This is a genomic window from Vibrio sp. qd031 (assembly GCF_002100145.1).
Taxonomy (GTDB): domain Bacteria; phylum Pseudomonadota; class Gammaproteobacteria; order Enterobacterales; family Vibrionaceae; genus Vibrio.
Map to the genome: position 1 here is coordinate 310,122 of NZ_JXQD01000024.1, position 12,275 is coordinate 322,396.

Consider the following 12,275-nt stretch of genomic DNA (forward strand, 5'->3'; position numbering starts at 1 on the left):
AGTTACATCGCTGTACTTAAGATTTCAACGATCTCGTCGTGAGTCGCTTGTTTAGGGTTAGTAAAACCGCACGCATCTTTCAGCGCGTTCTGTGCCAGAATATCAAAGTCATCTTTCTTTACACCCAGCTCTTCAAGGCCTGCTGGAATGTTCACATCTTTCGATAGCTGACGAATCGCCTCTATGCCCGCTTCTGCTGCTTCAGTATCATTCATTGCTGTTACATCGACACCCATAGCTTTTGCAACATCACGTAGACGTGCAGAAGAAACTTGAGTGTTGTACTGTTGTACGTGAGGAAGTAGTACGGCGTTACATACTCCATGTGGCAAGTCATAGTAACCACCAAGTTGGTGAGCAATTGCGTGTACGTAACCCAGTGATGCGTTGTTGAATGCCATGCCCGCCATAAATTGAGCGTACGCCATGTTATCGCGCGCAGTGATGTCATCACCGTTGCTCACAGCTTGGCGCAGATTAGCTTGAACCATTTCAATCGCTTTGATCGCAACCGCATCCGTCACTGGCGTAGCCGCAACAGAAACATAAGCCTCAATAGCATGAGTTAGGGCATCCATACCTGTCGCAGCAGTGAGTGATGCTGGTTTTGCAAGCATGAGCTCAGGGTCATTGACTGAGATTATTGGTGTTACGTGCTTATCAACGATAGCCATTTTCACGTGACGTGCGTCATCAGTGATGATACAGAAACGCGTCATCTCTGAAGCTGTACCTGCCGTGGTGTTGATGGCGATAAGTGGAGCTTGTGGTTTAGTTGACTGATCAACACCCTCGTAGTCTTTAATCTCACCGCCATTAGTAACTAACAGTGCAATCCCTTTTGCGCAATCGTGTGGAGAGCCGCCACCAAGAGAAATAACACTGTCACACTGACCTTGTTTGAACATTGCCAAACCATCGTTCACGTTTTCGACAGTAGGGTTTGGTTTTGTTTGATCGAAAACGACAGACTCTACGCCCACTTGCTCAAGTAGTGAAGTCACTTTTGCCACGATACCAATTTGGTTTAGTACAGAGTCCGTGACGATAAGGGCTTTTTTGTAGCCCAAAGACTGGACACTATTAATTGCATCACTTAGACAGCCAGTACCCATAAGGTTTACTGAAGGAATGAAAAATGCGCTAGACATTATATTGCTCCGTTGAAGGTTTAGTATTGAATTATTAGAGACGCCAATATGGCTTCTTGAATGGACTCAGAATACCAACGGTTCAAAAACGCAACTAGCTCAGCTTTTAGGAAAATAGTCGCTTTTTTAATTTGGGTGTAAAACTTGGCTATCGGATTTGATGGATGTGACGTACACCTTTTGACCGAGCTCCCCAGTGCTGACTATGGTTCGGTTATTCAACAATGGCTGGTAGTTTACCGCGATCAAGCAACCAAACGAAACGAAACAACGTTCTACAAAAACTTAGATAAAGATCTAACCAAACAACGGAAGGCGCTAGAGCAATTAGCGAAAAAACACTTTCTTTGAGCAATTGATGCCGACGAAATCTTCACCCAAGATAAGGGGCATGGCAGAACAGAAACATGCAAATGTTTAGTTGAGCATAACGTTGATCTACTCGGCGATGAGTTGCAACCAAACTCATATACAAAAACGAAATGTAACACTTTTTTCGAAATAAAACATGTTATTCGTATGGTTATAGTTATTATGGCCGCCCTGCATTGTTTTTATAATAAATACAATAACTTAAATTGAAGTGTATACTATGGAGTTTTTATGAAAAAGCACTTAATAATCGTCGCTGTAGCGATGTCTATTTCAGCTTGCGGCGGTTCAAGTGATGATGGTGGTGGTGGTAGTGGTGGTAGTGGTGGTGGTAGCGGCGGTATTTTCGATGCCCCTACTGGTGAAATTGCAGCAAAAATGGCTAAAGTAGAAGTTCTAGAATCAAGCCTTCCAAATGGTAATTTGTGTAATCACCCTAGTAGCACTGTATTCGAGACCAATGATTTAATCGTTGGCTATAGTGAACATGCAGACAAAAATCAGTATGACCGTGACCTAAGGTACATGGCACAGTTTTCTCAAGTTGCACTGAACGAGTTATATGAAGGTGTTGGCCTTACTCGCGAAGAGCTTAATATTACAGATGAAGACAAGTGGGTTGTCTGTTTTATTAATAGTAAGGCCAATAATGGAACCGGGTTTGTTCAAGGAATGGAAGCTAGTCCAAGCCAGTTTGCTGAAAACGGCTTAATTTTGGTTAAGCATGAGCTGTTCCACACAATCCAAGCTGAATTACTTGGTCGTATAGAAGGATTTTATTTCTTGCCGTACTGGTTCCAAGAAGCAACTGCTGAGTACTATGCTCGCGATATGCAAATTGATAACGTTACCCAGAATCTCATGAAAAGCTTTCATGATCACCTTGTGAAAGATCATGGGCACCTCCATTCAACTTACCGAGTTGAATATTGGAGTGAGGGTCAACAAATTGATAATAAATTTGACAACGACCAATATCCTGTATTCCTGACCGCTCTAAACTATCTTATAGAGGAGGGGGGGTTAGAATCTGGTGATATACTCAGGTTAATTAAGGGCTCAATCAGTGATGCTGAATACTCCCGCACTGGGTTTGATGAAGCTGTTTTGGCACTAGAAGCCGATGGTGGCCTAACCATCCCCAATTACGCCTTCTTCGATCTGAGTATGAATAGCCATGTGTTTGAGCAGCTCGTGATTGATGATTGGCTAGGTCAAAAGGAGTACTCTGCTGAATTCATCAGTGTAAGTCCCGATGTATTCATCAAAGAGGTTATCCTATTTGACGTTAACGACTCTACGATGGAAAAAGCATACCTAGGGTCTGTCAATGAAAGTCAGACTGCCTACAGCTATATAATCAACTCAATCCCAGATTCTGATTATAAGGTTTATGCAGGCACAAATGACGATATCATTTATGGTCCGATTGACGGCACCGTTATTAATGGTGAGCTCGGCAGCTTAGACTTTACTAATGTTGATGTTTGCACTGAGTGTGATGACTAATCAGGCTTGATTTACGCAAAGGAGAGCCGCGAAGGCTCTCTTTTTTGTTACTCAATACAAGCAAGGTTTGGTCCATATGATGGTAAACGCATCCTAAACGTGCATTCCAATCTTCCTATACGAGGAATAAGATCAAGTCTCCAACCAATCGCAGACTTGAAATGGAAAAATTGCTTAGCTCATGCTCGGCGTTAGTTGGTGGACGCTAAGAAGCGTCACGGTAGAGGTAAGTCGGGCAAGGCTTTAAGGCGCTGGCTAAAAACCAAAACCTCTACGGTTCAGAATCACGCTTAATAGGTATGCCTACCGAAAAACGACTAGCAGAGCGCCAAGCGTATGCCAAGCCGATACTGGATAAGCGTTACCAACGAATGATGATCCCGAAATCGATAGCATCTCGCTCACTAGGCAACGGGATAAAATACACGCGCGAGTAAAACCAATTGAGCTAGAGAAAAGCAAGCCGTCCCAAATACCCATGCGTTGTGCATCCAGTGTAGAGCAGTTAGCTCAATAAAATCACAGCTGCTGCCTTTTCTGCCACCATAATCGTTGGCGCATTTAAATTGCCGTTGGGAATGCTTGGAAAAATGGACGAATCCACCACACGTAAGCCGCTCACGCCATGAACCTTTGTATTGGAGTCAACCACCGCTAACTCATCCTCCCCCATTCGACAGGAACAGCTTGGATGATAGGCACTTTCGACATGTTGGCGTACAAATTGATCGATCTGCTCATCGCTATTTACCGTCTCACCAGGTTGAATTTCTCCATCACGGAACTCATCGAAGGCTGGCTGCTCTATGATTTGACGCGTCAGTCTCACGCAGGCTCTAAAACCGGAAATATCGTCAGGATGCTGCAAGTAGTTAAACTGGATACTGGGTGGATCGGCCGGGTTGTTTGACACTAACGTCACAGCGCCTCGACTCTTTGGTTTATTATGACCAACATGCACTTGAAACCCATGTCCATCAAACGCCAGCTTTCCGTCATAACGAATGGCGGCAGGAAGAAAGTGATACTGAATATCGGGCCACTCGGCTTGCTCGTTAGAGCGAATAAACGCGCACGATTCGAAATGATTGGTTGCACCTAGCCCACTACGATTAACCATCCAACGTGCGCCAATTAGCCCCTTAGATATAAGACCCAGCTTGCCATTGAGGGTAATGGGCTGCTTACATTTATATTGAAAATAAAACTCAAGGTGGTCCTGCAAGTTTTGCCCAACCCCAGGCAAATGATGCACTGTTTCTACCCCTGCATTGCTGAGTACTTCACTATCGCCAATACCAGAGAGTTGCAGCAAATGCGGCGAGCCAATTGCACCTGCACTTAATATCACCTCTTTGCTTGAGTAGGCCTCATAAGAACGACCTTTAAGCTGATAACGCACTCCTTTGGCGCGTTTATTGTCGAATAACACTTTCTCTGCCAAAGCGCCAGTTTGAATGGTTAGGTTTGGACGTGACTTTATCGGGTCGAGATATTCGCGAGCGGTCGAGCTACGTACGCCTTGTTTCACGCTCATTTGCATGGGCGAAAAGCCTTCTTGCTGCTCACCGTTATAGTCCGCAATAATAGGATACCCAGCTTGCACTCCAGCTTGAATAAATGCCTTGTACAATGGATTGGCCATTTGATTGCCATTATTTACACCTATAGGGCCGGCCATGCCGCGATGATTGCCGTCTGGTTGGAAGTAACTTTCGGCTTGCACAAAATAGGGCAAACAATCTTGATAACCCCAACCTTTAGCGCCAAGCGATTCCCACTCATCGAAATCTTTGGCATGCCCTCTCACCCAGACCATTCCATTGATCGAAGAGCTGCCACCCAGGACTTTTCCTCTGGGGCAATGCATCACTCTATTATCGAGAAAAGGTTCTTGTTGAGTATGAAATTGCCATGCGTATTTACTGCTGTTCATTGGAATAGACAGCGCGGTTGGCATTTTGATAAACAGGCTTTTATCACTGCCCCCCGTTTCAAGCAGTAGTACTTTATGTGCAGGATCTGCAGACAGTCGATTGGCAAGCACACAGCCAGCCGACCCAGCGCCTACGATTATGTAATCAAATTCTGTTGTTTGACTCATTAGAATGGGCTCTCTAGTTTGCCCATGCCAACATAAATTGACTTGGTTTGGGTGTAACTGGCCAGCGTCTCAATCCCATTCTCACGCCCAATCCCCGACAACTTATATCCCCCAACTGGCATCTCAGCTGGTGAAGCGCCATAGCTGTTGATCCAGCAAATACCCGCTTGGATTTGATGGATCACGCGATGCGCTCGTTGAATATCGGTGGTAAACACACCAGCCCCCAACCCTAAAAGAGTATCGTTGGCGCGCGCAATCACCTCATGTTCATCGTCAAAGGTCAGAACGCACATTACTGGGCCAAAAATCTCTTCTTTTACAATTTGCATGTCGTCAGTGCAATCAACAAACACTGTGGGCTGCACGAAATTCCCATTAGGTGCTCCACTCGGTTGCCATGCTGCGCCACCAGTGAGGATATTTGCGCCTTCCGCCTTACCCACCGCAATATAGTCGAGGACTTTCTGTTGATGCTGTTTCGAAATCAATGCACCAAAATTCACCTCAAGATCCAGAGGGTCGCCCGCTATAATATTATTTTCTATGCGCGTTTGTAGCTGTTTCAGAAAAGCACTTTTAATTGAGCTATGTACAAAGACACGGGTGCAGTTGGTGCATACTTCGCCTTGAGTGTAAAAGTTGCCCAACATCGCAGCGCTTACGGCCTGCTCAATATCGGCGTCCTCAAACACCAACAATGGCGATTTACCGCCAAGTTCCATTGTGACCGATTTCAGGCTCTGGCTGGCGTCTTTTGCGACCGCCTGACCTGTACTCACCTCTCCGGTAAAGGAGACTTTCGCGATGTCATTACTTGAGGTAAGAAATTGCCCTACCTTGGCCCCGCCCTGAATCACATTAAACACCCCTGCTGGCATGCCTGCTTCTATGAAGATTTCGGCCAACTTAATTGCGCCAAGCGGCGTCTCTTCTGAAGGTTTAAAAATCATGGCGTTGCCCGCCGCAAGTGCAGGGCCAGATTTCCAACACGCAATTTGCAGTGGGTAGTTCCACGCGCCAATTCCTGCAACCACGCCTAATGGCTCTTTTCGGGTGTAGTAAAAATCCTCGCCAACGGCTTGCTGCTGACCGACTTGAGCCGGTGCAAGCCCTGCAAAATACTCGATAACATCCGCGCCAGTTTGCACGTCAACGCAGTTGGCCTCTTGCAGTGGTTTGCCGGTATCGTTTACTTCAATTACGGCCAATTCATCATTGCGCTCTCGCAATAGATCCGCGGCTTTTCGTAGTATCCGGGCGCGTTGGATAGCACTCATATTAGACCATAGCGCAAACGCGCGCTTTGAGCTTGAGATGGCTTGTTGCAGCACATCGTCATCGGCCTCTTCTACACGATAAATCACTTGATTGGTGGCTGGATTAATAACGTCAAAGCACTCTCCACTTTGATTAGAAACGAACTGACCATCAATGAAGCTTTTATAAACCGGGGACATTATGACACTCTCCATAGCGTGTAATGAGGGAAGAAATATACTGTTTTGCGAATGTTTCGCTCTGTACTATCTGAGCATCGGTGTAGCCGCCCAACACGGCGCGTAGCCACAAGCCATCTATCATGGCAGCCGCCATGTGAGCAGACTGCTGCGCATCGGGTTGCGACATGACTTGTTGAAAGGAAAAACTAAGATTACTGATCAATCGCCGACTGCTCACCTGTTGTAAGCGACGTAACGATGAATTGTGCAACGATTGAGCCCAAAAGCTTAACCACGTCTTTGACGTGTCTCCACGTAGGTGCCACCTTGAAAAGTTAGCCTCCACAATAACATCGAGCCGCTGCTGGGCGCTCATTTCACTGTGGGTGTGCTCAACAAGATAGTGATGCAATTGGGTAAGAAGATAGCGTAGGCTCGCCTCGATCAGTCCCTGCTTATTGCCAAAGTAGTGACTAATGAGACCTGTCGACAAGCCTGCTTCGCGACAGATTGTGGTAATAGTACTGGCTTGCATTCCATGCTTGGATACTGACGCAAATGTGGCGTCAATCAATTGCTGTCGACGCGCAGCTTCCATTCCGACCTTAGGCATATTTTTATTAATTGAACGTTCAATAAAAATAAAATAACGGAAAGTAGCCATTCCCACAAGAACAATTTAACAAACCGTTAACCAAATCGAACTTAGTATCCCCGAGCCTTCCAGAACTGAGCTTGGTCACGTGCGACCACCTTAAAGGTTTTTTCTGCAATAACACGACCTTTAAGCTCGATCACCATTCGCCATGGGCCTAAGTTACTTTCGTAACCCTCTTCTGGGTGAAGCAGTTGGATCGTATCCCCAAGATAGAAGTCCCAATCGTTATTTCGAATGTAGATCTCACCATCAAAGGGCTCTAAACGTTGTCCCTTTTTGTTGATAACGCCTGGGTGATAAACACAAAACGACAACAACTCCCCTTTGGCGCGTTTAATATTGACCGTAAAGCCAAATTCAACGCCTTCATCGGCTTGAACTTCGGTAGTAAATTCTTGGATCTTAGGAAGATCTTTGGAGTGGGCATCCCAGTGCTTGTAAATGCCATAACTGGTGATTTCGACGATTGGAGTGCGCTTTGCCAACGGGAATACTCAACTGGATATTTAATACGTTGATTGTACCAAGTTACCGAGCCTATTGCCCGTTGCGTAAAACGAGTTCCGCATTAATCTTAAATCACGCAAATATTCATTTACCGCACATTGAGGGAAAAACAACGACAAAACCTGTGATTGGCCTCTCTTAGTCCGCAATTTCACCTGTGACAATTGAATGAACCTTTCTATGATGCGAAAAGGATGCAGATACACAATGAAAGTCAAAGGAATGAACATGAATACACGCAGTTGGATTTTAAGTGCTCTCATCACATTTGCACTGGCGGGCTGCGCCGCAACTTATGAGTCAGCAGAAGAGTCTTTTCAAACGGGCGATATTGATGCGGCTCGCGCTGCATGGACTGAGCTCGCAAACGACGGTGACGTCCGGTCAATGTACCGTCTATACACTTCAACCAATCGCCCTACGCCCGACGATGTACAATGGCTAGCCATTGCAGCAGACTCAGGTAATGCCGACGCGCAATACGATTACAGTATGTTTCTTTTAGACAGAGAAAGGTACACCGATGCCTACGATTATGTTCGTGATGCAGAGGCCAATGGTTCACTGCCAGCCAAAGAGTTTTTGGCCGAAAACGACGCTATTTTTCAACTTTGGATGAAGGCCGAAGACGGCAACGTGTTCGATGTCACTAACCTAGGCGAGCACTACTGGGGTCAAAAGGATTATGTCAATGCCATTAAGTGGTTTGAGCGCTGCATCAAAGAAAACTCTTATTGTGCATTCTATTTAGGCTTGGCTTACGCCGGCGGCTATGGTGTAGAGGTCGACTACGACACCTCTATCGACTGGTACACTCAGTCTGCACTTAAGGGCAATAAGGACTCGGCGCGCAACTTAGCTTGGATCTATGAGAACGGCAACAGCGGTACTGTCGATACGCAACAAGCTTTTCGCTGGATGACGCAAGCCGCGCAAGAACAATGGCCTGTCCCTACGGCAGAACTGGGACGCTACTACCTATACGGTGTTGGTACGCCAAAAAACATTCAAAAAGCCTTTGAGCTGCTTACGATAGCAGCACCCGAGAACAAGTTTGCAGCCTATAACTTGGCGCGAATGTATTACTTTGGTGAAGGCATCGAGAAAGACTTTGAGCAGTCATTTCGTTGGTTTGAACAAGCCGGCAAACAGAATCATCGTGCGTCTAAATATTACGTCGCCCAACATTACTACAAAGGGCTGGGGCGAGATAAGAACTTAAATGAAGCCAGAAAATGGTTTAAACAAGCCGCCGATCTTGGTGACAGTGATGCGCAGTTTCGTTTGGGTTGGATGTACAGTAACGCCGAAGGCGTAGAAAAAAGCTATCGAACCGCCTTTAACTGGTACAACAAAGCGGCCGAACAAGGTCACTCAGCAGCGCAAAACAATCTTGGGGTGATGTTTGCTGAAGGGCAAGGGACCGAAAAGGACGACTATCAAGCCTTTAAATGGTACGAACGTGCTGCCAAGCAAGGCGACGAGGTCGCGCAAAACAACTTAGGGGTTCGCTACGAAAATGGCACTGGTGTGCGAAAAAGTAACGAATTAGCGGCCTACTGGTATGCGACGTCAGCTCAAAACAACTATAAAAATGCCCAGTCCAACCTTGACGCTATGTTACACAAACTTAGGGTAAAACACGTCAACGTTAAACTCACTGAGGTCTATAAACAGAACGACTTTGACAGCACGACTTTACTAAGCATACCCCAGGGTGAAAAAGCATATGTGTTGTCTGAAGGCAGTCAATGGACCGAAGTTTATTACCCGAAAAACAACACTATAGGGTTTATCAACAACACTCATCTAAACTGATCGAATAACCAGCTAATGCTCGCACTGTAATTCTGACAATGTTGCAGTGCGAGAGCTAAAGTGAAACATCAGCTACACTAGTTTGTCTAAGCAAAGTCAATCTTTAGGATGGTCTTCAAGTTAGGCGAAGTTCGAATAATGCATGCGTAATAAGAATGCTACATACCCGTCAATTGATTAACGATTCGTCGTGTTCGCATTGCGGCGCTCCTGCCACACCATAATTCCATCCTGATAGGTCACTTTTTTAAACACGCAAACGAAAAAGGAGTGATTGTTGTCAGTATTGCCAGTATCCTAGCCGTGCTTGTAACACGTCAATATGACATAGCGTGGCCTTGGTTTGCACCAATCGAAACCTTTATATCTTTGTTGTTTGGCATGATTACCAGTGCCTTTTGGGGTGAGGTTTCAGCCGAGCAACAACCGTTTTATCAACAACAAAAAACGCTATTTGAAACGCCTACGGCCGCCCATTACGGGCTTTTACTGTTCGCAGCACTGTCGATTTTGGCGTGCGCGATTTTGCCTAACTGGCTACACAATGCATTATCCGAATAGGTAAAGTTATGCTATCTATCTTTGATATCTACAAAATCGGTGTTGGACCTTCAAGTTCACACACCAATGGACCAATGATTGCGGGTCACCATTTTACGGGCCTGATTCAATCTAGCATGGACGACGTCGCTCGAATTCAGGTGGACCTTTATGGGTCACTCTCACTAACGGGTATTGGACACCATACCGATCGAGCCACACTATTGGGTTTATTGGGCAACAAGCCAAACACCATCAAAATCACCAGTGCAAATTTATGCATGCGCGAGGCGATTGATAACGGCAAGCTGAATATTGCCGGTCAAAAAGAAATTGCTTTTGACTATAAAAATGACATGCTTTTTCATCAAGACAACTTACCGCTTCACGAAAACGGTATGATGATCACTGCCTTCGATAAAGACGGCAAATCCCTTGCTTGCGAAACCTACTATTCGATTGGTGGCGGGTTTGTCAAAACCGCGGCCGAGATCGAATCTGGTGAGCAACAAGTTGATGTTGACGTTGCCTACCCTTTTACGTCTGCGGACGAAATGTTGCAACAGGCAGAAAAAAGTGGAATGAGTCTTGGCGGCATGATTTTGCAAAATGAATTATCGTTCCAAGAGCTCGAAAACATCGACCAAACCGCCGATCAAATCTGGCGTGTCATGCGCCGCTGTATGGAGCGTGGTTTTGAAACCGAAGGCAAATTAGACGGTGGGCTAAACGTGACTCGTCGCGCCCCTAACTTGCTCAAAAAACTTGAGGCAAATGCCGCTGTAGAAAACGATCCAATGGAAATTATGGATTGGATCAACCTGTTCGCCTTTGCCGTTAGCGAAGAAAACGCCGCGGGTGGCCAAGTGGTAACCTCACCAACTAACGGTGCTGCTGGTGTTATTCCTGCCGTGTTAATGTACTACCACAGGTTCATACGCAAACTCGACACCAAACAACTTAAAGACTTCCTCGCGGTGTCGGGGGCAATTGGTATTTTATACAAAACTAACGCGTCGATTTCTGGTGCAGAAGTAGGTTGTCAGGGTGAAGTCGGTGTCTCTTCCTCTATGGCTGCAGCCGGATTAACAGCGCTTCGTGGTGGCAGCAATGAGCAAATATGCATAGCAGCAGAAATCGCAATGGAGCACTCATTGGGGATGACCTGTGACCCAGTCGGTGGCTTAGTACAGGTTCCGTGTATTGAGCGCAACGCGATGGGTGCAATGAAAGCCATTAACGCATCACGTATGGCATTAAAACGTAATAGTAAGTGCCTAATCTCACTCGATAAAGTCATTGAGACCATGTACCAAACGGGTAAAGATATGAACAAGAAATATCGAGAAACCTCGTTAGGCGGCCTGGCCACTATCTATATGGGTCCGCCTTGTGAGTAAGCCTCATAACCGCTAGACTGACTCTATGACTTCTAAGCAATTGGAAGTCATTTTTTTTATCTATAGGGTTCAAATTACCATCCACGATTCATCGCCATTACAAGGACGTCTATGCGCGCACTCTGTTTAATCCTGCTGCTTTTCTCCTACTCGGTACATAGCGACACGCTGTCTATCTCCCAATTTGCACAAGGCCACTTAGAGCATTGGTCTGTCAAAAGCTTTACCGACGAAACCAATTACACCATTGTCGAGTCTTCGCAAGACAAAGTATTGCAAGCTAGGGCCATAGCGTCTTCTTCAGGGCTAGTTATGAGCAAACGAGTTGACCTTTTCGATACCCCTTATCTTAACTGGTCCTGGAAGGCACAATCTTCACTTGCGGGATTGGATGAGCAAAGTAAGCAAGGCGATGATTTTGTCGCGCGTATTTATATCGTTATGGATGGTGGCTGGCAGTTTTGGAGCACTCGAGCATTAAATTATGTATGGTCGAGCAATCAGCCAATGTTTAGCCATTGGGACAACGCCTATGCGGGGGAAGCTGCGAAAATGCTGGCAATTCGAGGAGTAGAAAGCACCATAAATCAATGGCACTTTGAAAAACGCCACGTTTACCAAGATCTTATAGAGTACTTTGGTGATCTGGGATCGGACAAAAAAAATCAACAGGCTTATCGCTATATCGACGCGGTAGCACTGATGACCGACAGTGACGATTCCAAACGGCAAGCTCAAGCCTTATATGGCGAGATTTGGTTTTCTAAAGATTAG

The 12,275-nt window shown here is 45.8% G+C and carries 11 protein-coding genes and 1 pseudogene; 7 read left to right on the forward strand and 5 right to left on the reverse strand.

Features of this window, described 5'->3' with window-relative positions:
• Nucleotides 1–2: 2 nt before the first annotated feature.
• Entirely contained in the window at nt 3–1,151 is a 1,149-nt protein-coding gene (gene yiaY, locus ST37_RS10250) for an L-threonine dehydrogenase (protein ID WP_084885951.1), read from the reverse strand.
• 144 nt (nt 1,152–1,295) lie between these two features.
• On the opposite strand from yiaY, the gene ST37_RS10255 reads away from it, so the two are divergent.
• The 3 genes and pseudogenes from ST37_RS10255 to ST37_RS20270 form a co-directional block, all read left to right on the forward strand.
• Nucleotides 1,296–1,502: a hypothetical protein gene (locus tag ST37_RS10255; RefSeq protein ID WP_084885953.1), complete on the forward strand. Its 207-nt coding sequence runs from the start codon at nt 1,296–1,298 to the stop codon at nt 1,500–1,502.
• A 252-nt stretch (nt 1,503–1,754) separates the two neighbouring features.
• Entirely contained in the window at nt 1,755–3,032 is a 1,278-nt protein-coding gene (locus ST37_RS10260; RefSeq protein ID WP_084885954.1) for a hypothetical protein, read from the forward strand.
• A 171-nt stretch (nt 3,033–3,203) separates the two neighbouring features.
• Nucleotides 3,204–3,460 (forward strand): annotated as a pseudogene (locus tag ST37_RS20270) (transposase); the annotation flags it as partial.
• A 77-nt stretch (nt 3,461–3,537) separates the two neighbouring features.
• Here ST37_RS20270 and betA read toward each other — a convergent pair.
• The 4 genes from betA to ST37_RS10280 all read right to left on the reverse strand — a co-directional run bounded on the left by betA (nt 3,538) and on the right by ST37_RS10280 (nt 7,721).
• The gene (gene betA / locus ST37_RS10265; RefSeq protein ID WP_084885957.1) at nt 3,538–5,136 is read right to left on the reverse strand and encodes a choline dehydrogenase; all 1,599 of its coding nucleotides are present in this window, start codon (nt 5,134–5,136) and stop codon (nt 3,538–3,540) included.
• Complete coding sequence (gene betB, locus ST37_RS10270; RefSeq protein ID WP_197687465.1) at nt 5,136–6,596, reverse strand: betaine-aldehyde dehydrogenase; 1,461 nt, start codon at nt 6,594–6,596, stop codon at nt 5,136–5,138. Before betB ends, betA begins: the two co-directional genes overlap by 1 nt.
• Nucleotides 6,580–7,191, reverse strand: coding sequence for a transcriptional regulator BetI (betI, locus tag ST37_RS10275; RefSeq protein ID WP_084886647.1), 612 nt, complete (start codon nt 7,189–7,191; stop codon nt 6,580–6,582). The genes betB and betI overlap by 17 nt, the downstream gene beginning before the upstream one ends.
• Before the next feature lie 92 nt (nt 7,192–7,283).
• Nucleotides 7,284–7,721, reverse strand: a complete 438-nt coding sequence (locus tag ST37_RS10280; protein WP_084885959.1) for a DUF3859 domain-containing protein — start codon at nt 7,719–7,721, stop codon at nt 7,284–7,286.
• A 250-nt stretch (nt 7,722–7,971) separates the two neighbouring features.
• Here ST37_RS10280 and ST37_RS10285 point away from each other — a divergent pair, with 250 nt between their 5' ends.
• From ST37_RS10285 to ST37_RS10300, 4 genes are all read left to right on the forward strand, one after another.
• Entirely contained in the window at nt 7,972–9,561 is a 1,590-nt protein-coding gene (locus ST37_RS10285; protein ID WP_084885961.1) for an SEL1-like repeat protein, read from the forward strand.
• A gap of 270 nt (nt 9,562–9,831) precedes the next feature.
• Nucleotides 9,832–10,122 carry a hypothetical protein gene (locus ST37_RS10290; protein WP_084885963.1) on the forward strand — a complete coding sequence of 97 codons (291 nt, stop codon included), beginning with the start codon at nt 9,832–9,834 and terminating at the stop codon, nt 10,120–10,122.
• An 8-nt stretch (nt 10,123–10,130) separates the two neighbouring features.
• Nucleotides 10,131–11,501 carry an L-serine ammonia-lyase gene (locus tag ST37_RS10295; RefSeq protein WP_084885965.1) on the forward strand — a complete coding sequence of 457 codons (1,371 nt, stop codon included), beginning with the start codon at nt 10,131–10,133 and terminating at the stop codon, nt 11,499–11,501.
• 111 nt (nt 11,502–11,612) lie between these two features.
• Nucleotides 11,613–12,275 (forward strand): DUF3047 domain-containing protein, encoded by a 663-nt coding sequence (locus ST37_RS10300; RefSeq protein WP_143698182.1) that lies wholly within the window; start codon nt 11,613–11,615, stop codon nt 12,273–12,275.